Origin of the sequence: Streptomyces sp. V4I8 (genome assembly GCF_041261225.1) — a bacterium.
Classification (GTDB): domain Bacteria; phylum Actinomycetota; class Actinomycetes; order Streptomycetales; family Streptomycetaceae; genus Streptomyces.
In genome coordinates this window covers 736,546-760,042 of record NZ_JBGCCN010000001.1, presented here as the reverse complement: position 1 = coordinate 760,042, position 23,497 = coordinate 736,546, and the positions used below count along the sequence as shown (strand labels likewise).

Annotated in this window: 20 protein-coding genes; 4 read left to right on the top strand and 16 right to left on the bottom strand. The window is 71.1% G+C overall.

Features of this window, described 5'->3' with window-relative positions:
* Positions 1–14: 14 nt before the first annotated feature.
* The 7 genes from ABIE67_RS03580 to ABIE67_RS03550 all read right to left on the bottom strand — a co-directional run bounded on the left by ABIE67_RS03580 (position 15) and on the right by ABIE67_RS03550 (position 9,013).
* Positions 15–1,130, bottom strand: coding sequence for a hypothetical protein (locus ABIE67_RS03580; protein ID WP_370252993.1), 1,116 nt, complete (start codon positions 1,128–1,130; stop codon positions 15–17).
* 235 nt (positions 1,131–1,365) lie between these two features.
* On the bottom strand, positions 1,366–3,015 hold the full coding sequence (gene abc-f / locus ABIE67_RS03575; RefSeq protein ID WP_370252991.1) for a ribosomal protection-like ABC-F family protein: 1,650 nt from the start codon (positions 3,013–3,015) through the stop codon (positions 1,366–1,368).
* Positions 3,016–3,428: 413 nt separating this feature from the next.
* On the bottom strand, positions 3,429–4,391 hold the full coding sequence (locus ABIE67_RS03570; RefSeq protein ID WP_370252989.1) for an alpha/beta fold hydrolase: 963 nt from the start codon (positions 4,389–4,391) through the stop codon (positions 3,429–3,431).
* Between the two features lie 218 nt (positions 4,392–4,609).
* Positions 4,610–6,577, bottom strand: coding sequence for a glycoside hydrolase family 97 catalytic domain-containing protein (locus ABIE67_RS03565; RefSeq protein WP_370252987.1), 1,968 nt, complete (start codon positions 6,575–6,577; stop codon positions 4,610–4,612).
* 181 nt (positions 6,578–6,758) lie between these two features.
* Positions 6,759–7,052, bottom strand: coding sequence for a hypothetical protein (locus ABIE67_RS03560; RefSeq protein WP_370252985.1), 294 nt, complete (start codon positions 7,050–7,052; stop codon positions 6,759–6,761).
* 67 nt (positions 7,053–7,119) lie between these two features.
* Positions 7,120–8,139 (bottom strand): zinc-binding dehydrogenase, encoded by a 1,020-nt coding sequence (locus tag ABIE67_RS03555; RefSeq protein WP_370252981.1) that lies wholly within the window; start codon positions 8,137–8,139, stop codon positions 7,120–7,122.
* 49 nt (positions 8,140–8,188) lie between these two features.
* A complete protein-coding gene (locus ABIE67_RS03550; RefSeq protein WP_370252979.1) occupies positions 8,189–9,013 on the bottom strand; it encodes an IclR family transcriptional regulator in 825 nt (274 codons plus the stop codon).
* Positions 9,014–9,060: 47 nt separating this feature from the next.
* On the opposite strand from ABIE67_RS03550, the gene ABIE67_RS03545 reads away from it, so the two are divergent.
* The gene (locus ABIE67_RS03545; RefSeq protein ID WP_370252975.1) at positions 9,061–10,776 is read left to right on the top strand and encodes an IlvD/Edd family dehydratase; all 1,716 of its coding nucleotides are present in this window, start codon (positions 9,061–9,063) and stop codon (positions 10,774–10,776) included.
* A 106-nt stretch (positions 10,777–10,882) separates the two neighbouring features.
* Here ABIE67_RS03545 and ABIE67_RS03540 read toward each other — a convergent pair whose 3' ends face one another.
* Positions 10,883–11,377, bottom strand: coding sequence for a peptidylprolyl isomerase (locus ABIE67_RS03540; protein ID WP_370252973.1), 495 nt, complete (start codon positions 11,375–11,377; stop codon positions 10,883–10,885).
* A gap of 146 nt (positions 11,378–11,523) precedes the next feature.
* On the opposite strand from ABIE67_RS03540, the gene ABIE67_RS03535 reads away from it, so the two are divergent.
* Positions 11,524–12,084: a DinB family protein gene (locus ABIE67_RS03535; protein WP_370252971.1), complete on the top strand. Its 561-nt coding sequence runs from the start codon at positions 11,524–11,526 to the stop codon at positions 12,082–12,084.
* Between the two features lie 9 nt (positions 12,085–12,093).
* Here the strand turns inward: ABIE67_RS03535 and ABIE67_RS03530 are convergent, their stop codons facing one another.
* The 3 genes from ABIE67_RS03530 to ABIE67_RS03520 all read right to left on the bottom strand — a co-directional run bounded on the left by ABIE67_RS03530 (position 12,094) and on the right by ABIE67_RS03520 (position 14,846).
* The gene (locus ABIE67_RS03530) at positions 12,094–13,086 is read right to left on the bottom strand and encodes an esterase/lipase family protein (protein ID WP_370252969.1); all 993 of its coding nucleotides are present in this window, start codon (positions 13,084–13,086) and stop codon (positions 12,094–12,096) included.
* Between the two features lie 389 nt (positions 13,087–13,475).
* Complete coding sequence (locus ABIE67_RS03525) at positions 13,476–14,165, bottom strand: GAF and ANTAR domain-containing protein (protein ID WP_370252967.1); 690 nt, start codon at positions 14,163–14,165, stop codon at positions 13,476–13,478.
* 123 nt (positions 14,166–14,288) lie between these two features.
* Complete coding sequence (locus ABIE67_RS03520; RefSeq protein WP_370252962.1) at positions 14,289–14,846, bottom strand: MarR family winged helix-turn-helix transcriptional regulator; 558 nt, start codon at positions 14,844–14,846, stop codon at positions 14,289–14,291.
* A 75-nt stretch (positions 14,847–14,921) separates the two neighbouring features.
* Between ABIE67_RS03520 and ABIE67_RS03515 the strand changes: the two genes are divergently transcribed.
* Positions 14,922–15,635, top strand: a complete 714-nt coding sequence (locus tag ABIE67_RS03515) for an SDR family NAD(P)-dependent oxidoreductase (protein ID WP_370252960.1) — start codon at positions 14,922–14,924, stop codon at positions 15,633–15,635.
* Positions 15,636–15,657: 22 nt separating this feature from the next.
* On the opposite strand, the gene ABIE67_RS03510 is transcribed toward ABIE67_RS03515, so the two are convergent.
* Positions 15,658–16,326: an HAD family hydrolase gene (locus ABIE67_RS03510; RefSeq protein ID WP_370252957.1), complete on the bottom strand. Its 669-nt coding sequence runs from the start codon at positions 16,324–16,326 to the stop codon at positions 15,658–15,660.
* A gap of 244 nt (positions 16,327–16,570) precedes the next feature.
* On the opposite strand from ABIE67_RS03510, the gene ABIE67_RS03505 reads away from it, so the two are divergent.
* Entirely contained in the window at positions 16,571–17,674 is a 1,104-nt protein-coding gene (locus ABIE67_RS03505; RefSeq protein ID WP_370252955.1) for a HEAT repeat domain-containing protein, read from the top strand.
* A gap of 13 nt (positions 17,675–17,687) precedes the next feature.
* Here the strand turns inward: ABIE67_RS03505 and ABIE67_RS03500 are convergent, their stop codons facing one another.
* The 4 genes from ABIE67_RS03500 to ABIE67_RS03485 form a co-directional block, all read right to left on the bottom strand.
* On the bottom strand, positions 17,688–19,151 hold the full coding sequence (locus tag ABIE67_RS03500) for an APC family permease (protein WP_370252953.1): 1,464 nt from the start codon (positions 19,149–19,151) through the stop codon (positions 17,688–17,690).
* Positions 19,148–20,719 (bottom strand): GMC family oxidoreductase, encoded by a 1,572-nt coding sequence (locus ABIE67_RS03495; protein ID WP_370252951.1) that lies wholly within the window; start codon positions 20,717–20,719, stop codon positions 19,148–19,150. The genes ABIE67_RS03500 and ABIE67_RS03495 overlap by 4 nt, the downstream gene beginning before the upstream one ends.
* Before the next feature lie 65 nt (positions 20,720–20,784).
* Complete coding sequence (locus ABIE67_RS03490) at positions 20,785–22,251, bottom strand: aldehyde dehydrogenase family protein (RefSeq protein WP_370252949.1); 1,467 nt, start codon at positions 22,249–22,251, stop codon at positions 20,785–20,787.
* 231 nt (positions 22,252–22,482) lie between these two features.
* Positions 22,483–23,373: a DMT family transporter gene (locus tag ABIE67_RS03485; protein ID WP_370252947.1), complete on the bottom strand. Its 891-nt coding sequence runs from the start codon at positions 23,371–23,373 to the stop codon at positions 22,483–22,485.
* Positions 23,374–23,497 lie beyond the last annotated feature (124 nt).

The window sequence follows — 23,497 nt, the reverse complement described above, 5'->3', positions numbered from 1 at the left end:
TGGCCGCTCCGTGTTCAGGCTTCGAGGCGTTCCGTATAGGCCTCGGTCGGAGGAGCCGGAGTGGGACTCGTCATGCCCACCGACCAGAACCCCGTGGTGCCGGGTACGGACGTCACGTCGTTGAGGTACGGCGCAGGCGCCGCGGCGGCCGGGCCACGAACGACGGTCCACGTGTCGCCGTCGCGGCGCAGGTACGTACTGCGGGTCTGGTCCTGGTAGTTCCAGCCCGAGATCCATGCCGCACGGCCCTGCGCGTCGCCCGCGATGCCGCTCAACGACCCGACGGTGAAGCCCGCCTCCACCCGCGTCCAGGCCGTGCCGTCCCAGTGGCTCAGGACGGGGTTGCCGGGTCGGCCGGGCGGCCCGCCGATGCCGGCCTCGGTGCCCACCGCCCAGACGTCGTCCGGCCCGGCCGCATGGAGATCGGCGATGCCCAGACGCAGGCCGGCGATCGGGGGCAGCACCGTCCACGCTCCGTCCCAGCGGGCCACCAGCCCGGACCATCCGCCGCCGTTCGACTGGTCGCCGCCGACCCAGACCTCGCCCGACGGGCGCACCATGGCCCGGTACAGGTTCGCGCGCGCGACGGGCAGCGGGTCCAGCCAACGCCACAGCTCCCCGCCCCCGTCCCCGTGCAGCAGCCCGGCGCCGCCGCCCCGGCTGCCGCAGATCCACACCTGCCGGTCGGCGCCCACCGCCACCGCGTTCAGCCGAACGCCCGGCTCGCCCGCGCCCGGGAACGCGGCCTCGCGCCAGGTGGTTCCGTCCCAGCGCAGCAGCGGGCTGCCGGTCCCCGTCGGCTGGCCCACACTCCAGGCGGCCGTGGAGCAGGGACCGGCGACGTCCGTCAACCGAGTGTGACTCAGATGCGAGAGATCGGTCCTCGTCCAGGCGCCGCCGTTCCACAGCATCGCCAGCCCCCGCCCCTGCGACGGCCCGGCGCGGCCCTCCTCACCCACAGCCCAGGCCAGTCGGGGTCCGGCGGCGGCGACACGGCGCAACTGCGCGGCCGGAGTGCTGCCGGGTGCCGGCACGGCCTGCCAGCCCTGCGTACGGGGCGTCGGCACCCCGGCCCGAGCCGGAGCCGGGCCGAGCGCGAGCCCCGAGAGCGTGCCGATCGTCCCTGCCACAAATCGCCTTCGTCTCACTGCTGGATCCCTCCCGGTGGGATAGAGCGCATAGACCGGATGGAGCGGCTAGGACGGGTAGAGCGGATGGGTAGAGCGGATGGAGCGGATGGGTAGAGCGGATGGGGCGGACAGGAGGGACCACCGTGAACCAGCGAACGTCGGACGTCTAGATACGCGGGTGACAAAGCAAGCAGCGCCGCCACAGGGCGAGTTGGGCAAGTTGGGCCCCGCTGGATCAGCACGTGCGGCGGCCGCCGCGCAACTCCAGCCGCTCCCCGGGGAACCGCCCGCGGAAGCCGCGGTCGTGCGAGACCGCCACCACCGCTCCCGGGTATGCCGCCAGCGCCGCCTCCAGGTCCTCGACGAGGTCGAGCGCGATGTGGTTCGTCGGCTCGTCCAGGACGAGGAGGTCCGCGGGCCGGGTCACCAGGATCGCGATCTGGAGCCGGCGCTGCTGGCCGGCGGACAGCGCCGCGACCGGGACGTGCAGGTCCTCCTCCCGGAACAGGCCCAGTGCCAGGAGCCGTTCGGCGTACTCCTCCGGCAGCCCGGGCCGGCCGGCCGCGAAGGCGGTGAGCAGCGGGAGCCGCGTGGAGCGCGCGGGCAGCTCCTGCGCCAGGTACCCGACGCGGGCGGAGCGGCGAACCGCGCCCGCATCCGGCTCCAGGTCGCCCGCCAGGACACGCAGCAGCGTCGTCTTGCCCGCGCCGTTCTCGCCCGTGACGAGCAACCGCTGCCCGGGCGCGATCGACAGCAGCCCGTCCAGCCGCAGCCGCTCGCCGACCATCACGCCGTCGAGTTCGGCGAGCGGGCGCCCGGCACGATGCTCGTCGCCTGCGGGGGACAGCGCGGCTGTGAACCGCAGCGGTGCCGGTGGCGGCGGCACCGGGTTGCGCCGCAGGTCGGCCGGGCGTTCCCGGGCCGCCCGCACCTGCCCGCCGAGCTTCGCCTCGTGTGAGCGGCGGTGCTTGCCGAAGCCCTGCCGCGGGTCCTTGCCGGTGGTGGCGAGCCGCTTCCCGGCGGCCTCGACCAGCTCCTCGGTACGGGCCACCACCTGCAGCCAGTCCGTGTACTCCTGCTCCGCACGGCGTCGGGCGGCGGCCTTCGCGGTGCGGTAGCCGGCCCAGCCGTCGCCGTACCGGTGGACCGTGCGCGCGTTCCGGTCCACCTCGAGGATCGTGGTGGCGATGTTCTCCAGGAAGCCGCGGTCATGGGTGACGGCGACGACGGTGCCGCGGTGCGCGCGCAGCTGCTCTTCGAGCCAGCGCACCGCGGTCGCGTCGAGGTGGTTCGTCGGCTCGTCGAGCAGCAGTAGCTCGGGGGCGGCGGCCAGCACGCAGGCGAGGGCCAGCCGTGACTGCTCACCGCCGGAGAGCGAGCCGAGCACGCGGTTGCGGGTGACTCCGGCGAGCCCGAGGCCGTGCATGGCCGCGTCGACGCGGGCGGCCGCCTCGTACCCGCCACGTTCCTCGTACGCCGTCAATAGCTCCCCGTACGCGGCGAGTTCTCCCTCCGACGCCTCGCCGAGACACTCCTCGGCAGCCCGCAGCCGGCGCTCCATGTCGCGCAGCTCGGTCAGGGCGAGGTCGATCGCGTCCCGCACCGTGCGGTCCGGGTCGAGATCGAGGGTCTGGGCGAGGTGGCCGATGCCGCCGGTGAAGCTGACGGTGATCTCCCCGGCGTCCGGCACCTCGGCCGCGGCCAGCAGCCGCAGCAGGGTGGATTTGCCGGAGCCGTTCTCGCCGATGACGGCGGCCTTCTCGCCCGGGCGGACAGTGAAGGAGACCTGGTCGAGGACGGTTCGGGTGCCGTACGACTTGGTGACGTCCTTGACGGACAGCTGCGCCACGGAAGTGGGCGCAGCGGTATGGGCGCGTTCGCGCATGTGACTTTCCCTGGGGATGTGCAGTGTCTACGGGCGGCAGAATCGGCGGCGTCGGCCGTGCCCGGACTCAGAGAAAGTTGAAGAAGCGCATGCGCTCACTATAGCAAGACGATGCGTCTCGTCTCTTGTGGCGCCTCCATTCGGAAGCCGGACGTGGAGCCAGGCGACCCGTATACGTCACCGCTCGGTGCGCCGCGCGTCCGTGCCCGCCGGGCAACCGGCCTTCGTCCGCGCCGCCTTCGGGGGCGAGCCCCGGCCGATCAGGTCGGTCCTGAGCCGGTGCGCGGCCGTCACGGAGGCCCGCTCACCGGCTCGCCCACCGAAGGGGAAGCCGAAGGGCAGCCCGACCTGAACAAGTCCGTGCGGCCACGTGCGGCCACCCTGGTGAAGTGCCGTGAGCCGGGCTCAGGAGCTCAGGAACAAGACCTGAGGAACTCGATGAGCGCCGCGTTCACCTCGGCCGGGCGTTCCTGCTGAGTCCAGTGCCCGCAGCCCGGCAGCTTGAGGGGCTTGCGCCGGAGGTCGGGCAACAGGTCGGGGAGTTTCTCGATGAGTTCGGGGGTGCCCGGGAACGCCGGGACCAGGTCGCGGTCGCCGTATATGTAGAGGGCGGGGGAGGTGACGACGGCGCCGTGCCACGCGGCGGTCAGTTCCCAGTTGCGGTCGAGGTTGCGGTACCAGTTGAGGGCTCCGGTGAACCCCTGCGAGAAGCTTTCGGTGAGTGCGTCGAGGTCGTCCTCGGTGAGCCATTCCGGCAGGACTTCGGGGTCCGGCATGGCCGCGAGCCAGCCGCGCTCGGGGTCGACGAGGGGCTGCTTGCCCTCGGTGGTGCCGGGAGCGTCGCCGGACGCCGAGTAGAAGAACTTCCGCAAGGTCGTGCGCGTGTCCCTCGCGAACTCGGCGTCGGCGACACCGGGCCGGTTGAAGTAGTTCCAGTAGAACCGACCCCCGAACCGCTCCTCCATGGTGGCCAGCGGAGGCCGCGTCCCCCGGAACGGGGGCGGCACGCTCAGACCGGCCACCCCGAGCACCATGTCCGGCCGCAGCAGCGCGGTGTGCCAGGCGACCGGCGCGCCCCAGTCGTGCCCGACGACATACGCCTTCTCCTCACCCAGGGCCTGGATCAGCCCGACGACGTCGCCGACGAGATGGAGGATGGTGTACGCGTCGACGTCCTCGGGATGCTCGCTGCGACCGTATCCGCGCTGGTCGGGGGCGACCACGCGGAAGCCGGCGTCGGCCAGCGGGCCGAACTGGTGGTGCCAGGAGTGCCATGACTCGGGGAAGCCGTGCAGAAGCACCACCAGGGGGCCGCTGCCCTGCTCGGTGATGTGCAGCCGGATGCCGTTCACGTCAACTGTCCGATGCTCAACCATGCGCACGAGCGTACGTGCCGTGATCTTCGAGCGGCGGAGCAGGTACGTGGCCCACAGGGAGGCCAAGCCCGGGCAGAGGCCCCGGACGCTCTCGCGCCGCAGCCGGCGTCGCATCAACTGCGCCGGCGCCTCGCGCGACCGGCGCGCCACGCTCGCCGCCGGCAACCGAACCCCCGCTGAGCCGATGGCACAGGCCACCCGGGAGCCGCGGCCACTGTTCAGCTCGGCCTGAGGATGATCGCCTGGCCGCCGGCCGGGGCCATGGCCACGTCCAGTGTGGTCGCCGAGGTGACCGTGCGCGTGCTGACGACGACGGGGGTCTGGTACGGGTTGGTGCCCGGTGTGCCGTCGGAGTAGATCGTCGCCGTGTACGTTCCGCTGCCCAGGAAGGACAGCGGGAGCGACAGGGTCCGGGACGTCTCGTCGGTCATCGTCCCGAGATACCAGGTGGAGCCGTTGCGCCGGGCGACGGCCACGTACTCGCCGATCGATCCGGCCAGGGTCCGGCTCTCGTCCCAGGACGTGGGGACGGCGTTGAACCAGGGCAGTCCGGGCCAGTTGGCGGGGTTGCCGTACTTGGAGGGCTTGTCGTACCAGAAGAGGAAGTTGAGGGGCTGGTAGTACACCGCGGCCATGGCCATCTGGTGGGCGTTGGTCGTCTTGTCGCGGGACTGGCCGTAGCAGATCGTGTAGTCCATCGGGCCGCCGATGTTGCGGGCGAAGGGCAGTGTCACGTTGTGCGTGGCCGTCGGGAACTGCTCGTTGCCCCGAACGCCTTCCAGACTGATGTAGTTCGGATACGTCCGCTCGAAGCCGAACGGCCGGACGTCGTCGTGCATGTCGATCAGCAGTTCGTACTCGGCGGCCGTTGCGGCCCACTCGATGATCTGGTCGGTCATCGACCGGGTGCCGTCGTTGATGAAGCCGAGCTTGATCCCCTCCACACCCCAGCTCTTGTAGAGGCCGAACAACGCGTCCGCGTCGGTCAGGGCGAGCCGGTTGACGTAGAGGAACACGCCTATGCCCTGGCTCGTGGCGTACGAGATGACCGACGGCAGATCGATGGCGGCGATCGCCGTCGTGGCGTCGACGGTGGAGAACTCCGGGCCGTACCAGCCGGCGTCGTACTCGATGTACTGCAGGCCACGGGCCACGGCGAAGTCGACGCCCGCCAGGCCGGCGGCGGTGCTGAGCTCACAGCGGAAGACCTTGCCCGGCTTGATCCAGGAGGTGTCGTCGAGGACGCTCTCCGGGGCCAGATTGAGCACCAGCTCGGCGTTGTCGACGAGTTCGGCGTGGGTGGCGCCGACGACGACGGCGCGCCAGGGCGTGGCGAACGGCGTGGTGACGGTCGTCGTCGGCTCGACGGGGCCGGTGCCGCGGGCGGTGTGCTCCATGAGGAACGCCGCCAGCGTGTTCGGCTGCCCCGGAACCGAACTGAGCATCAGCCGGGGGAAGTTCACCCGCGCCGACTCGCAGACGCAGGCGATGAGACCGCCCGCGAGGGTGGCGGTGAGCGGCAGGTCGGTCAACGGGCCGTTGTCCGTGCCGGCCGTTCCCGTGACGGGGATCGCGTCGGGGGCGACCAGTTCGTAGGCGTTCTCGTCGCGGGCGCTGTAGACCGTGGTGCCGTCCGGGAAGACGAACGTCGTCAGCTCGTCGGCGACGGTCGCCGTGCCCCTGTCCAGCAGCACGTAGCGGAGGGCCACGCCGGTCCGATACGCCCGGATCCGGACGCCGAACCGGATCCCCGAGAGCCTGTCCCGCAGGTTCCAGCGCTGCTCCTGGTAGTGGTCGACGACCCTGGCGTTGCGCCCGTACACGGGGGACCAGGTGCGGTGAACGGTCTCGCGCCCGCTCCCCGTCACCGCCACATCACTGCCGAGGACGGTCCCGTCGCTCAGCCTGATACCCAGGGCCGAGGTCTCGACCACCGTCCTGCCGTCGCGTTCGGCGTGCCACCGCAGGGCGCCGTCCACCACGGACAGCGTGATGGACGTTCCGCCCATGCGGGCGGTCACGCTGCACGAGCCCGCCGCCGCGTGGGCCGGTCGCGCGACGCCGATCCCCGCCGCGGCCATCCCGACGGTCACGGCCGTGCCCTTGAGCACACCCCGGCGTGACAGTGCCCCCGAGTTGTCGTCTCTGTCCGCCGTGGACTCTTCCCGGTTGTCGGAAGTTCTCATCGTGCAGCGGGCCTCTCCGTTGAGGGCAGCGCCGGTGCGCCGCTCGATCGGGGCGAAGGACGTAGGAAGCAAAAGTTGTAGTAAGCGTTTTCTGCTGGGGGATGTTGTACGCGCCCCCGCAAGGTGGGGTCAAGACGGCGGGCACAATCTCCACCGCCGGATGTCCGCCCAGCGGCACGCCTCAGAACCCCGCCATCGACTTGTCCAACACCCCTCCCACCGCCCCGTAAAGGCTGCACCGGACGGAGTGCCCCGCCCTGCGGCGCAGAGCGAAGCCCGCGAGGAAGGAAAGGGCGAAGAGCCCACCCATGACCGCCGCTACCAGCGGGTCGTGGACGACGTACGCGAAGTACGCCAAGCCGGCCCAGACCAGGATCGGCAGAAGCGAGCCACACAGGACCCGCCAGAACGCGATCCGCGCGACTCCCGGCGGCAGCGCACTTTCATGCCACACCTCGATGTGATTCCTGGTCACGCAGTTCTCCGGGCGCATGGCGGCATCAAACCCCATGCATCAGACCCCATGCATAAAACGCCGTGCATCAAACCCCGAGGCGGGGATCCACATGCGTCTTGGGCCCGGGGCCGGCGCCCTGCGGCCGTTCGCCCGCGAGGACCGGGCCGGCCTCGTCGAGGCTCACGGTGGCCGCGACGAGGGGCCTTGGGTCGACCGCTCCGGACGCGTAGGCTCGGATGGTGGCGTCCAGGCCGGGGGAGGCGGAGAGGATGCCCACCGCCGTGACGTCCTTCAGCGCGAGCGTCCGGGTGTCGATCCTGCTCGGCTCGCCGGCCGGCCCGATATAGACGACACGCCCGGAAGGTTCGGCCAACTCCAGTGCCTTCTCGGGTAGTTGGGCCGCGTTCGAGGCGTCGACGACCGCGTCGAAGGGCAGGTCCGGAAGGGAGTGCTCGTCCCAAACGTGCTCGAAGCCCAGAGTGTGGGCGAACGCGGGGGAACTGTCGGCACGGTCCAGCAAGTGGACCTCCGCGCCCGCTGCCCGCAGGAACATCGCGACCAGGAGGCCGATCGTCCCGGGTCCCAGGACGAGAGCGCGGTCACCGGTGCGAAGCGCCGCCGCCCGCGCCGCGCGCAGGGCGTTGCCGCCCGGCTCCACGAGCGCCCCGAGCGCGGCGTCGACCGAGTCGGGCAGAGCGTGCAACGAGGATGCCGGCACCACGAGTTGCTCCGCCAGCGCCCCGGCCCGGGCTCCGCGGATACCGACCTCCTGGCGCTTCCCGCACACATGCTGATGGCCCCGGACGCAGCGGCGGCACCTGCCGCAACCGAGCATCGTGTCACCCATGACGCGGCGCCCGAGCCAGCCCCGGTCGACTCCGTCACCGACCGCCGCCACCCGCCCGGCCCACTCGTGGCCCGGCCGCATCGGGTAGCTGGAGTGCCCTTGGTGCAGGTAGGCCATGGCACCGGTGAAGAACTCCATGTCGGTGCCGCACACGCCGACCCGCTCGACGTCGACGATGACCTCACCGGGCACGGCCACCGGCGCCGGGAGCTCCTGGACCTCGTACGCGCCGGGGGCGGTCAGGACGAAGGCGCGCATGAGACGACCATGATCGCGGCGGATGAGGTACACGGGGTCGTCTCCAGAGTCACGAGTGGGGTTCGCCGAGCCGGCCGAGCAGAGCGCGCATGTCGTCGAGGGCATCGACAAGAGACGCCGTCGGGGTCCGGTAGGCCAGCGCGCTGACGCTCACGGCCCCGGTGGGAACCGTGGGCGAGGTCGGATAGACAGGTAGGGCGAGGCAGTTCACCCCGGTCTCGTTCTCCTGGTCGTCGATGCCGTATCCCCTCGTACGCGTGGCCGTCAGATCGCGGTGCAGTGCGGCGGCCGTGCACAGGGAGTGAGCCGTACGACGCTCCAGCGGTGAGTCGCCGATCCACGCCTCGACCTCCTCCACCGTGCCCAACCGCCGGGCGAGCAGGAGCTTTCCGACGGCGGTGGTGTGGGCGGGGTTGCGCCCGCCGATCGTCGACGTCAGCCGGACGGCGCCGGTGGGCGGATCGACCTTGGCCCGGTAGACGACCTCACGCCCGTCGAGCACCGCGTAGTGCGCGGTCTCGCCGAACCGTCCTGCCAGCGCTTCGAGTACGGGCCGCAGCCGGACCTGCTCGGGGAGCGCCTCATGGTGGGCGAAGGCCATCCGCAGGAACTCGTCCCCCAGCACATAGCGGCCGCGGGCGTCCTGGTCGGCCAGCCCGGCCCGCCGCAGCGCGCCGAGCGCCCGGTGGACGGTCGGCTTGGGACTGGCGACGACCCGCGTCAGCTCCTCCAGCCCCACACCGCCGGGATACCGGGCGAGCTCCTTCAGAACCGCCAGCACCCGGTCCGAGCCCACAAGACGGTTGCCGACGGCGGAAATCGGACTGGTCTCGCCGGGGGCTGTCGATCCGTCGTTCGGCTGCGTATGCTCCATGGCGTTCCAGACTCTAGACCTCCGTACCGACTGCTGGAAGAGGTCCCATGGTGAGGCTGCGCAGCGCACAGTGGTACGAGGGACAGGACCGCAACGCCTACATCCACCGCGCGTGGATGCGCAGGGGCGTGCCGGGTGACGCCTTCACCGGCCGGCCGCAGATCGCCATCGCCAACACGGCCTCTGACCTGACCCCTTGCAACGCTCATCTCGACGAGGTCGCGTCCTCGGTCCGCGACGGCGTGTACGAGGCGGGCGGCATCCCGCTGGACCTGCCCGTGGTGTCGCTCGGCGAGACGAACGTGCGGCCCACCGCCATGCTCTGGCGCAACATGGCCGCGATGGCCACGGAGGAGATGCTGCGGGCCAACCCCATAGACGGCGTCGTCCTGCTGGGCGGCTGCGACAAGACGATCCCGTCGCTGCTCATGGCCGCCGCGTCGGTGGACCTGCCCGCGGTCGTCGTGCCCGGCGGCCCGATGCTGACCGGGACGTTCCGCGGTACGCCGCTGGGCTGCGGCACCGATGTGTGGCGGCTGTCGGAGGAGGTCCGCGCGGGCACGCTCGCGCAGGAGGAGTTCACCCGCTCCGAGTCGGCGATGATCCGCAGCCGGGGCCACTGCAACACCATGGGAACCGCCTCCACGATGGCCCTGGTGGCCGAGGCGCTGGGCACCGTCGTTCCCGGCGTGGCAGGGACCCCGGCCCCGGACAGCCGTCTGCTGGAGGCCGCTCACCTCACCGGACGCCTAGCGGTCGACATGGTGGGCGCCGACCGCAGGCCGGGCTCCTTTCTCACCAAGGCGTCCTTCCACAACGCGATCGTCGCCCTGGCCGCCATCGGCGGCTCCACCAACGCCGTCGTCCACCTCCTGGCGATCGCGGGCCGCCTGGGCATCGACCTCTCCCTCGACGACTTCGACCGCATCGGCTCGCGCGTCCCGGTCCTGGTGGACCTCCAGCCCGCCGGCCGCTTCCTCATGGAGGACTTCCACCGCGCCGGAGGTCTGCTCGCCGTCCTGCGCGAGGTCCGCGACCTGCTCGACCCCGACGCCCTGACCGTCACCGGCAAGCCTCTGGTCGACACGCTCGACGACGCTCCGATCTGGGACACCGAGGTCATCCGCACCCGCGCCGAACCCCTGGTCGCCGAGGGCGGCATCGCCGTCCTGCGCGGCAACCTCGCCCCCGACGGCGCGATCGTCAAACCGGCCGCCGCCTCCCCGCATCTGCTGCGCCACCGCGGACGGGCCGTCGTCTTCGACTCCATCGAGGACTTCCACGCCCGCGTCGACGATCCGGACCTGGACGTCGACGCCGACTCGGTCCTCGTCCTGCGCGGCTGCGGCCCCAAGGGCTACCCGGGCATGCCCGAGGTCTCGAACATGCCCCTGCCGAAGAAACTGCTCGGACAGGGTGTCCGCGACATGGTCCGCGTCTGCGACGGCCGGATGAGCGGCACGGCGTACGGCACGGTCGTCCTGCACGTGGCGCCGGAAGCGGCGGCGGGCGGGCCGTTGGCCCTCGTGCGGACCGGGGACTTCATCGTCCTGGACGTGGAAGCCCGCCGTCTCGACGTCGACGTACCGGCCGACGAACTCGCCCGCAGAACCCCGAGCGAGGCCACGGTCAGCGCCTACGCCAACCCACGGCGCGGCTGGGAACGCCTCTACGTCGACCATGTCCTCCAGGCCGACACGGGCGCCGATCTCGACTTCCTCACCGGGGCGAGCGGCTCGGAGGTCGGCCGCGAGTCGCACTGACCGCGGACCGATCCCCGCCCCGGCCGCCGAAAAGCAGCAGGTCCATCAAGCCCCGTGCGTGGGGCCTGATGGACCTGGATGGACCTCATATGCAGTTACGCCTTCGTCAGGCGACGACGCCGCAGTCCTCGACGACGATCTTCGTGCTCGTCGCGCCCGAGCGGCTGCCGAGGGCCTCGACCGCCTTGACGACGTCCTCACCCTCGACGACCTCGCCGAAGACGACGTGCTTGCCGTCCAGCCACGGCGTCACCACGGTGGTGATGAAGAACTGCGAGCCGTTGGTGCCCGGGCCCGCGTTGGCCATGCTGAGCAGGAACGGCCGGTCGTGCTTCAGCTGGAAGTTCTCGTCCGCGAACGTCTCACCGTAGATGCTCTTGCCGCCGGTGCCGTTGCCGTTGGTGAAGTCACCGCCCTGCAGCATGAACTCCGGGATGACCCGGTGGAAGGGCGCACCCTTGTAGCCGAACCCGTGCTGGCCGGTCGCCAGCTCACGGAAGTTGCGTGCGGTCTTGGGCACGACGTCGTCGAACAGACGGAAGACGATACGGCCGAGGTCCTTGCCACCAGCCGAAACCTTGAAAAACACGTTCTCGCTCATGACCATGATTCTCCACAAGAGGCGGGCCCAGGTCGAACTGGCGGGCTGTGGCGCGCCGGGAACCCGGCTGCCGAACCCACGGAACCGGGCCCCGCCGACCGTAATGAGCTGGCGGACCGCGGCTCCCGCGGACGAGCATGGAACGCATGACTGACCGACCCGCACGATGGACCCGGGCGTCGATCTACCCCGACATGTGGGCCGACCCGGCCGACGACCCCCGCAACAGCGGGGGACCCAGCCCCGACGGTGAACTGGCCACGCTGCAGGACTTCCTGACGAACTACCGCATGACCCTGCGGATGAAGTGCGAGGGCCTGGACGCGGAGCAACTGGCCCGCCGGTCGGTACCGCCGTCGACCATGTCGCTCTTCGGCCTGCTCCGGCACCTCGCCGAGGTGGAACGGGACTGGCGCAACTGGATCAACGACGATGATCCGCTGCCGAAGCTGTACGGCGAGCGTGACGCGGACTTCGACGGAGTCGTCGCCGAGCAGGCCGAGGTCGACGCGGCGTACGCCGACCTGGCCCGCGAGCAGGCCGCGACCGACGCCGCACTGGCCGAGCACCCGGATCTGGGCGAGCCGCTCGGAAGGGAAGGGATCGCGGTGAGGGAGCTGATGGTGCACCGGATCGAGGAGTACGCCCGTCACTGTGGGCACGCCGACCTGTTGCGCGAGTGCATCGACGGAAGGGTGGGGCAGTGACGCGGTGTCTCAGCCGCCGATGAGGGGTGCCGAGAGGCGGCAGTCCACCGGGTGGGCGTGGGCCGGGTCGAGGGCGTTGAGGACGATCTGCAGGGCGTTGGAGTCGTAGGCGATCGAGATGTGCTCGGAGAGGTCCTGCGGGCAGACGTCCTGGAGAGTGATGTTGCGCACCTTCGCCCGCGGCCCGGCCTTGAGGAACTGATTTTGGTAGGGCGTGACAACCTCGTCGTACCGGGTGGCGATGACCGTGTAGTGGACTCCCGGTTGGGTGTCGCCTCCCCTGTCGAGTCTGGTGTGCACCTCGGACCCCACCATCTGGTCCGCGTACGCCTGCCCCGCCACGAGGGACACCGTCTGGTTGAGGCCGAGGGTGGTGGTGAGGGTGCCCAGACCTGAGACGCCGGCGCCGTGGTTGGACGGGGCCAGGCCGATGAGCCTGCGCACCTTGTTGCGTGACGGCTTCGCCGGGTTCGTGCCCCCTTCGAACCGCAGGTACCAGCGGGGGAGCACACCGCCGCCCTGGGAGTGCCCCACCAGGTCGACCTGCCGGGCGCCGGTGGCGTCGAGCACCCGGTCGACATAGCGGGCGATCTCGCGGGCGGAGTCGGGGATGTGCTGTGTGGCCTTGAACGGAACGCCCGGTCTCCCGCCGTAGTTCGGCGCGAAGACGCAGTATCCGGCCTCCTTCAGCAGGGGTGACAGCATGCTCCAGTTCATGTGAGCGTTCGTCAGGGTCGCGTGCAGCAGGACGACGGGGCGGGGGTGCGCGGCGCTCGGCCGGCACTTCCAGTCGTTCGCCCCCGGCGGCGCTGCGTCCGGCTGGAGGGTTCCACGCAGGAAGGCCTCGGGGGCCGAGGCGGTCGCGGCCGCGGGTGGGGTCGGGCCGTCATCCGCGACCGACGTACCCGGGAAACCGAGTGCCAGAGCTGCGACCGCGCCGACAGTCGCCCAGCAAGTGATCAGGCGTGAACGCGTCGCAGGCCGGGCAGGGCGATGGGACATTCTTCCGCTCCTCGTCAGGATCGATCACAAACAGACGATCAAGATCCTCAAGGAGCGGCAGCCGAGGCCAGGCCCAACCCGCACCCGACACCTCCGTCGGAGTAGCGGCTTTCATTCGTGCGGCTCTGCGGCGTCGGGTACTTCTCCGGCCGGGGCTGAGTGAAATCCGGATGAAGCGAGAGGCCCGCCCTCGCGGAGACGGAAACGGGCCTCCCACTCACAGACAGTGAGGCAGGGCCGGAGAAGCGACATTGCTGGGTCCGGTCTGCGTGAAACCCGCCGGGCTGGGGACTTGGCGGTAAGGCCGGGCCGAGCTGCGTTCCCCTTGGGGGCTGGTCCGGCCAGGCTCCTCTGGTTCAGACCACGAGCTGGGGGAGCCGCCCGCGCGGTCAGGACAGGCCGCCGTCCTCGCAGATCAGCCGGGCGACCTCACGGAGTTTGACGTTGTTCTCCTGCGAATACCGGCGCAGGGTGTCGAATGCCTGTTCTTCGGTGAGGCCGTGACTGCCCATCAGGATGCCCATGGCCTCGCCGATCATGTGGCGGGTGGCGACCGCGCGTTCCATCTGGGCGTGCGTACGGGCGCTGGAGAAGGCGACGGCGGCATGGGAGGCCAGCAGCCAGCCGGCCAGCTCGCTGGCCTCGGTGAAGGCGCCGGGCTTGCGGGAGTAGATGTTCAGCGCACCGAGCTCTTCGTCCTCGGTGTAGAGCAGGAAGCCCATCATGCTGCCCACGCCGAGCTGATGGGCCTGGGGGGCGTAGGAGGGCCATCGCAGCTGTTGCCCGGTGAAGTCCGGGATGCGGAAGACCCGCTCGCCCTCCTTGGTCCGGGCGGCGTCGAAGCACGGCCCCTCGCTCAACCGCTCCTGCAGCTGGTCACTCTCGATGACCAGCTCGTGAGTGGGTGCGAGAGTCTGGACCTCCTTGCCCCGCAGCACCAGGATGCCGGCCGCGTCGCAGCCCTCCACCAGCTCGGTGGCCGAGCGGGTGATCCGGTTCAGGGTGGCATCGACCGACTCCTGGGCGAGGAGATCCCGCGCCATCGCCGCCATCTGCTGCGCGAACCGAGCCCAGTCCATCGTGTTCTCCAACTCTCGGTGTGCCCGGGTCCAGTCGTCTCCCAGCATGGCACGCAAGCCTCGCAAGGCGTGGGTGACGGGTTCCCGTCCCCGCGGTTGATTCTCCCGAGCAGCCCCCGGCTCTCATCCCTGGTTCTCGCCTTGTGTGCCCGTGCGGTGCCGGACGTCGGCCATCAGTTTGTCGAGCAGTTCGATGAGCGCGGCGCGTTCGTTCGCCGACAGGCCGCTGACGAGGGTGGCTTCTCGCCCGAGCACGGTGTCGACGGACCGTTCGATGAGCGCGTGGCCGTCGGCCGTGAGTCTCACCAGGACGGTCCGGCTGCCGGCCGGGCCCGGGATGCGCTCGACCAGTCCGTCCCGTTCGGCCCGTGCGACACGCTGGGAGATCGCTCCGGCGGTCACCAGGGTCCGTCGGGCGAGCTCGCGGGTGCTCAGGGTGTAGGGCGGACCCGAGCGACGGATGACGGACAGCAGATCCAGCGTGGCGCTGTCGATGCCGGCTGCTCGCAGGGCCCGGGTGCGGTCGTCGGCGAAGAGCTTGGCCAGCCACCAGACGGGCGTGACGATCTCGATCGACTCGGTCGGCGTGCCGGGTCTCTCCCGTCTCCAGGCTGCGGCGATCTCAGCGGGGGAGTGGGCCGGTTCGGGGGTTCCCGGGGAGGAGGGGAGGGCGTCGGTCATGGTTTGGTGCGATCCTCTGTCCGCGTGCACTATGTTTAGGTCTAAACGTAGCAAGGGCATTCGACAGGAGGAATCTTGCCGCGCACTGTTCTCGTCACGGGTGGCACCAGTGGGATCGGCCGTGCCATCGCCGCCCGGTTCGCCGCCGACCGGTCAGAGGTCCTCATCACCGGACGCAACCCCGACACGGTCGAAGCGGCCGCCGAGGAGCTGGGCGTGCGCGGCGCTGTCTGCGACGCCACCGACACCGCCCAGGTCGCGGAGCTCGCCGCCCGGCTCGACACGGTGGACGTCCTGGTCAACGCCGCCGGTGGTCTGTCCCAGCCCGCAGGTGAGGGGGCGGCCCTGGATGAGGTGCTGGCCCTCTGGCATGCCAATCTGGCCCAGAACCTGCTCAGTGCCGTGCTGGCCACGGCCTCGGTGCAGAACAAGCTCACCGGCGGGAGCTCCGTCGTCAGCATCGGTTCGATCGGTGCCGAGCGCGGAGGTGGCTCCTACGGCGCGGCCAAAGCCGCCCTCGGTGCATGGAACGCCTCACTGTCCGCCGAGCTCGCTCCCAAGGGCGTCACCTGCAACATGATTTCCTCGGGCTATATCGCCGGCACCAACTTCTTCCAGGGCCGGTTGAGCGACGAACGCCATCGCGCGCTCGTGGCGGAGACGCACAACAAACGGCCGGGCACGGTCGACGACATCGCCCAGACCGCCCACTTCCTCGCGTCGCCAGGGGCCCGTCACATCACCGGCCAGGCCATCCACGTCAACGGGGGTGCCTTCACCACGCGATAGCGCGGGTCGGCGCCGTGCTGACTCAGTCGCCGCGGCCCAGTCCTCTTGCCCAGTCCAGCAGTTCGGGCTCGGCCAGGCTGCCGCCCAGCCAGTCGTGGTCGAGGTCGGTTCCGGGCAGGGACGGTACGACGGCCACGTGGAGCCCGGCGGCGCGCGCGGAGGCGATGCCCGTGGCCGAGTCCTCGAAGGCGACGGAGTTCTTCGGGTGGACGCCGAGCGCTTCGCACGCCGTGAGGTAGAGGTCCGGTGCGGGTTTGGGGGAGCGCACCTCGTCCGCGGCGAACGAGAAGGCGAAGCAGTCGCCGAGGCCGGCCGATTCCAGTGCGGTGTCCAGCAGTTCGCGCGAACTGTTGCTGGCCACGGCTATGGGAACGCTCGCCCGGCAGGCGTGCACCAGCTCCGCCGCCCCGGGGAGGGCCGTGGCGCCCCGGGCCAGTTCCTCGCGGACTCTGTCGAGGAGTTCGGCGGAGATCTCAGCGCCGGCTCCGGACCGTCCGAAGTGGTCCGCCATGGCCTGCCCGGCGGCTTCCAGGGTCCGACCGATGACCAGGGCCTTCTGTGCGGGACCGAACGGCCGGCCGTGTGCGGCGAAGATGGCCGTCTCCGCCACGGTCCAGCAGTCTTCCGTGTTGACCAGGAGCCCGTCGCAGTCGAAGACCACGGCCTGCGTGTCGGCGGGAAGCGAGCGCATGAGTGTCGTGTCCCCTTTCGTCCGGCGTCTTCCGGGTGATGCGCAAGTGGCCTGCTCGACGAGTGCCGGAGCAGGACGATCACGAGCGATCACCCTAGGTCGGCGGGACGCGGGAACTCCACATTCCTGCCCGGAATCGGGCAGAAATCGGCGTCTCGCGATCGCGAGCAGGTGCCAGCGCGATCCTGATGGCACGCCGCTACAACCTCCGGTCGGCTCGCCGGTCTGACTCACCGGGGTGTGCATGGGATCGGACCAACAGATCGCCTTCTTTCTGCGGGAGTTGAAGGACGGCGACACGTGGCGGCGCGCGGCAGCGGCCAAGGGCCTGGGCAGGCTCCGCCGGGACGAGCACGCGTGGGTGCTCGTCGGATCGGCGGACGACCGCGCGCCCGAGGTGCGTGAGGCCGTGGCCGCCGGGCTTGGTCGACTCGGTGTCGCCGAGGCGGGCCGTACGGTGCTGCCCGCCCTGATGGGTGACGAGGACCCGTGGGTACGGCGCCGGGCCTCGCGCGCCGCGATCCGGCTCGGGCTCGACGACCCGGCGGCCGTGGAAGCCTACTCACGCCTGCTCCGGGATCCTGACCATCACCTGCGGATCAACGCCCTGGACGCGCTGGGAGCCCTGGGCGTGCCGGGCCGTGTTCCCGGGCTCGTGGCCCTCCTGGGCGACCCGGAATCAGCCGTGTGGGGACGCGCCCGCGTCCTGCTGTACCGCTTCCGCCACGACCCCGCCGTCCACGCCGAGGTGGTCCGTACGGCCGAGCTGGGCGTGGGCGACGCTCGCGTACGGGCTCTGCAGGCGGGGCGTTGGGACACCGTCCGGCTGCTGCTTCCGCTCCTGGGCGACCCCGACGGCGATGTGCGCGCGGGCGCGGTGGCCGGTCTGGGCACGCTGGTGGACGACGGGCTCCAGCCCTGGGAACGCCGTTCCGTGGCCCGGGCGTTGGTGGCCCACCTCGCCGCCGACCCGAGCACGGTCTGGCAGACGCACAACGCACTCATCGGCCTGACGGAGGCCCTGCCCGGACTGCGGCTGACGGCGGACCGGACCCCTTCGGCCGATGTCCGGGCCGCCGCGCTCTCGCTCCTCGACACGCACAACGCCACCGACGAGAACACCGGGGACGACCTGGCGCGCTTCGTCCATGCCCTGGACGACCCGGACGAGACCGTCCGCTTTCACGCCGCGGAGGGCCTGGCCCACTGGCTGGCGACCACCGGGAGGCTGCCCCGGGACGAGGAGCGGCTGCGCGCCCAACTCGCCGCCCTCGCCTCGGACTCGGGGGCGGCGACTCGCGCCGTGGCCGAGGAGGCGCTTCTGGCGCTGGACGGGTGCCGCCCCTGAGGGAGGGCGGACCTCAGCTGTCCGGCACGGCGTCGCCGGACGGCGCGTCGCCACGGCCGTAGTGGTGCGTGGTGAACATGTAGAGCAGACCCGTGCCCAGCACCACCGCGCCGCAGAGCAGCACGATCCAGTTCTCCCACCACTGCTTCTCCGGGGTGCGGGCCCAGCAGATGTTGACGATGGCGAAGATGCCGTAGGCCAGCGCCCCGATGTTCACCGCGAGGCCCCAGCGCCCCAGGGTGAACTCCCCTGCCGGACGCCAGCCCTTGAGCCGGGCGCGCAGCGCGGCCAGGACGACCATCTGGAACGAGGCGTAGATACCGAGGATCGCGAACGAGACGATGTTGGTGAGGGCGTCCTCGGAGAGCAGCGAGGCGAAGGCGATGAGCAGCGGCACCGCCGCGGACACGAACAGCGCGTAGCCGGGCACCGCACGGGCGTGGGCGAACCGCCGCAGCAGCCGGTGCCCGGCGATCATCTCGTCCCGGGCGTACGAGTAGATGAGCCGCCCTGCTGCGGCCTGGAGGCTGATCGTGCAGGACAGGAAGGAGATCAGCACCACGGCCATCACCAGCCGCGCCCCGGTCTCGCCCATGGCGTCGTACAGCACGTCCACCACCGGGTCGGCCTGCTCGCCCGAGATGACCGCGTTGAAGTCCGTGACCGACAGCAGCAGCGACATACAGGTGAACGTGGCCGCCGCGCCGCCGATGTAGATGGTGCGGCGCATCGCCTTCGGGATGACGCGGCCCGGGTGCTCGACCTCCTCGGCGGTGTCGCCGCAGGCCTCGAAGCCGTAGTACTGGTAGAAGCCGATGATCGCGGCTGCCAGGAACGCCGGCAGGTAGGAGCCGTCTCCCTCGACTCCGTAGGTGTCGAAGATGACGCCGATGCCGTGGTGGCGGTGGGTGGCCAGCAGGTAGATGCCGACGACTAGGGCGCCGATGAGCTCGCCGGCGAAACCGATGATGGCCGCCGCCGACAGCGCCTTGGTGCCCATGTAGTTGATGAGGATGGCGACGACGATGAGCACGGCGGTGCACAGCACGGTGGTGTGCACGGTGGTCTTGAAGCCGAAGAGGATGGCGATGTAGGGGCCGGCGCCGTACGCGACGGAGGTGATGGTCACCAGCAGCGCCCACATGTACACCCAGCCGGTCATCCACGCCCAGCGCTTGCCCCACAGTCGCCGGGCCCAGGGGTAGACACCGCCTGCGATCGGGTACTGGGCGACGATCTCGCCGAAGATGAGCGCGACCAGGGACTGGCCGCAGCCGGCCAGCACGAACGCCCAGATCATCGGCGGTCCGCCGTCGACGATCGCGATGCCGAAGAGGGTGTAGGTGCTCACCACCGGGGAGAGGTAGGTGAAGCCGAGGGCGAAGTTGGCCCAGGGGCCCATGTCCTTGCGGAACTCTGAGACCGGCTCCCCTCCAGGGGCGCCGGAAGCCGGGGCGGGAGACAGCGGACCGGTCACTGCGCCGCCCCCTGTCCCGCGGGGCCGGGGCGGCCGGTGATCAGGTCGGCGGCGCGTTCGGCGGCGAGCAGGACCGTCACCATCGGGTTGATGGTGGGCATCGTCGGGAAGACCGACGCGTCGACGATCCGTACGCCCTCGAAGCCGCGCAGCCTCAACTCCGGGTCGCACACGGCCATACGGTCGTCGGGGGCGCCCATGCGGCAGGTGCCCGCCGGGTGGTAGACGGTGTGCGCCGCGCGACGTCCGTACTCCGACAGGTCGGCGTCGGAGACGACGTCCGGGCCGGGTGCCACCTCCCGGAGGAGCCAGCCGCGCAGCGGGTCCGTGGCGGCGACCTCGCGGGCGACTCTCAGTCCGTCCACGATCGTGCGCTCGTCGTGCCCTTCGGGGTCGGTGAAGTACCTGAAGTCCAGGGCGGGGTGTTCGGCGGGGTCGGCGCTGCGCAGCCACATACGGCCGGTGGAGCGGGCCCGCGGCACGTTCGGCGTCATGCACACTCCGTACTGCGGCACGGGGTAGCCCAGGCGTTCGGTGTTGACGGTGAACGGCACCTGGTAGAAGTGGAACATCAGGTCGGGGCGCGGCTGGCCGGTTTCGCGGCGCAGGAACAGGCCGGCGTCGGAGTCCATCGCGGAGTTGGGCGGCAGCGGCCCGGCGGTCTCCCAGACGATCACGGACTCGGGGTGGTCCAGCAGGTTCTCGCCCACGCCGGGCAGGTCGGCTCGTACGTCGATGCCCAGGGCGCGCAGCTCGTCGGCCGGACCGATACCCGAGAGCAGCAGCAGCCGCGGGGTGTCGATGGCGCCCGCGCACAGCAGGAGTTCGCGCTCGGCCCGCACGGTGGCGGGCCGGCCGCCGCTGTCACGGACGGCGACGCGGGTCAGCCGCCCGGACTCGTCGGTGAGCAGCTGGTGGGCCCACGTCTCCAGGAGCAGCGTGAGGTTGGGCCGGTCCAGCACGGGGTGGAGGTAGGCGACGGACGCGGAGGAACGCAGATTGCCCTCCGGCTGGTAGGCCAGGGAGAAGAAGCCGGTGCCGTCGGCGAAGGGTTCGGCGTTGAAGTCGTCCACGACGGGGACACCGAGCGCGCGGGCGGCCGCGGTGACGAAGTCCCTGGCGATCGGATTGCGGTCGGCCTCGGCCACCGGGACGATCTGCGTGAGCAGCCGGTCGCGATAGGGCAGGATCGTCGCCGGGTCCCAGCCGGAACAGCCCCGGCTCACCCAGTCGTCCAGGTCCTGCGGCAGCGGCAGAAAGCTGATCAGCGTGTTGTGCGAGGAACAGCCGCCGAGGACACGGGCCCGTGAGTGCAGGATGTGGGAGTTGCCGCGCGGCTGCTCGACGGTGGCGTAGCCGTAGTCGAACTCCGAGCCGAGCAGGTTGATCCAGTTGCGCAGGCGCAGGATCCGTTCGTCGCCGACGTCGCTGGGGCCGCCCTCGATGACACAGACGCGGCAGTCGGGGTCCTCGCTCAGACGGGCGGCGAGCACACAGCCGGCGGTGCCACCGCCGACGATGACGTAGTCGTAGGCGGACTCGCCGCCGTGCGCGGGAGTGGTGGCCATGCGGTGCCTTTCTCGGTGGTCGTCGTGCGACGGGCGGACGCCGTGGTGTCCCTGGTCTGTTCTGGTCAGCCCTTGAACCAGCCGGAGGGGGCGGGGGAGAGGTTCTGGTAGATGTGCTTGGCCTCCTGGTACTCACGCAGTCCCGTGGGGCCGAGCTCGCGCCCGACACCGGAGCGGCCGAAGCCGCCCCACTCGGCCTGCGGCACGTAGGGGTGGAAGTCGTTGATCCAGACAGTGCCGTGCCGCAGCCGCTGGGCGACGCGCTGGGCGCGGCTCGCGTCGGAGGTCCACACGCCGCCGGCCAGGCCGTAGCGGGTGTCGTTGGCCAGCTCCACCGCCTCGTCCTCGGTGCGGAAGCGCTCCACGGTGACGACCGGGCCGAAGACCTCCTCCTGGACGATGCGCATGGACCGGTCGCAGTCGGCGAAGATCGTCGGCAACAGGAAGAAGCCACGGCTGAGGGCGGGGTCGTCGGGGCGGGTGCCGCCGGTGACGAGCCGGGCGCCCTCCTCCTTGGCGACGGCGATAAAGCCCTCGATCTTCTCCCGGTGCTCGGCGGAGCTGAGCGGGCCGCTCTCGGTGCCCTCGTCCATTCCGTTGCCCAGCCGGATCGCCCGCGCGCGCTCGGCGTAGGCCTCGACGAACCTGTCGTGCAGGGAGTCCTCGACGAGCAGGCGTGAACCGGCCGAGCAGACCTGCCCGGAGTGCAGGAAGGCGGCGTCGAGGGCGTAGTCGACGGCGGCGTCGAAGTCGGCGTCCGCGAAGACGATGTTGGGGTTCTTGCCACCCAGTTCCAGGGCGATGTTCCGCGGCCCCTCGGAGGCGCTGGCCATGATGGAACGTCCGGTGTTCAGGCCGCCGGTGAAGGACACCAGGTCGACGTCGGGGTGGCTGGTCAGGGCCGCGCCGACGGTCGCCCCGGAGCCCAGCACGAGATTGGCGACGCCGGGCGGTGCGCCGGCCTCCGCGATGAGCCGGATCATGATGATGGTGGTGAGCGGGGTGGTCTCGCTGGGCTTGAGGACGAAGGTGTTGCCGGCGGCCAGCGCCGGGGCCACCTTCCAGGAGGCCTGCAGCAGGGGGTAGTTCCAGGGGGCGATGAGCGCGCACACGCCGACCGGCTGGTAGACGACGCGGCTGAGGACGTCCGGCCCGACGTCGACCACCCTGCCGCCGTCCTTGCCCGCGAGTTCGGCGAAGTAGCGGAAGGCGTTCGCCACGTCCTCCACGTCGATACGGGCCTCGGTCAGCGTCTTTCCGGTGTCGAGGGTCTCGGTGCGGGCGATGTCCTCCTTGTCCCGCAGCAGCAGGTCCCGCACCCGCAGCAAGAGGTCGGCGCGGCGGCGGGAGGGGGAGTTCGCCCAGTCCTCCTCGACGAAGGCACGCCGTGCGGCCCGCACCGCACGATCCACATCGGTGGCGTCGGCCTCGTCGACGCTGGTGACCACGGAGGCGTCGTAGGGGTTGACCACCTCCCGCCGTCCGCCCGCCGCCGCCTGTGTCCACTCGCCGTCGATGTACAGCTCACCCACCGCGGGGCCTCCTTCGCATCCGGCCGGTGCCGATCGGCTCGACGGTCAGCAACATGGCCCATCGGGCGGACGGCGGCCACGGGACGCACCGTCGCGACGGCGTCCGACCGGCGCAGAGGACCCAGGTGGGCTAGGAACTTCCGTCGGCGAGCCGCGGCTGGGACGGCGTGGAAGAGGATCGGACGACGGCACGAAGAAGACCAATGGACGCGAGCGGCCGGGCCACGTCGTCTACTGACGCTCCTCGTCCGGCACCACCACCGCCTGGGCGAGGGGAATCCGCGACAGGGCGAGGACCCCGGCGGCGACCAGGGCGACGCCGGCCAACTGGGGCACCAGCCACCACCCGGTGCGGATCTCCTCCTCGTACAGGGTGATGCCGAGGGCCAGGCTCACCAGGGCGTCGCCGAGGGTGAGCGCGGGCTGGGAGGCGACCAGGGGGCCGGCCTGCATCGCATGCTCCAGCAGGAACAGCGCGCACACGCCGGTCGCGGCGAAGGCGTACGTCTGCCAGGCGGAGAGGAATCCCGCGAGTCCTTGCTCCTCGAGGATGTGCATGGAGGCCTTCATCAGTGCCGCGGTCACCGCGTAACTGATGGCTGTCGCGGCGCCCAGGCAGGCGGCCCGGGCGCGGCCTTCCGGGCGCCGGAGGGCGGTGAGCGCGAGGGCGACGACCAGACTCATGCACACGGCGAGTGCGGGAATCCAGCGGTCCAGTGCCACCTGGGTGCGATTGCCGGTGGGCGACGCGGCGAAGAGCCCGACCGCCAGCCCTGCCACCACCACCGACACGGCGACCCAGCCCGTGCCCGGCAGATGCCGGTTCATCAGCAGTGAGGCGACGATGAGGGTGAGGGGCAACTCCAGGACGAACAGCGGCTGCACGATCGTCAGCGGGCCGGTCGCGAGTGCCAGCGCCTGGCAGACGGCGGCGGCGATCACGGCGAGGATGCCGGCCAGCCAGACGGGCCGCCGCAGCAGGTCCAGCATCAGCCCCGCCCGGAACCCCTCGGAGCGCGGCACGGTGAGCGCCGCCTTGCGCTGCAGCACCGTCGCGACGGCGTTGCCGAGGGCCGCGCACAGCGCGAAGAGGACGGAGAGCGGGGTGTGCAGCGGGGCCACCTCCCGGATCGGCGGACGGATGCGAAGAGGCGCGGGTGCGAGAGGAAGCCGGGCAGCGCTTCCCCTCACGGTACGGGCCGTCCCCGCCGCTCCGTCGCCTTGGCTCGCCGCCACCGGCCGGGCC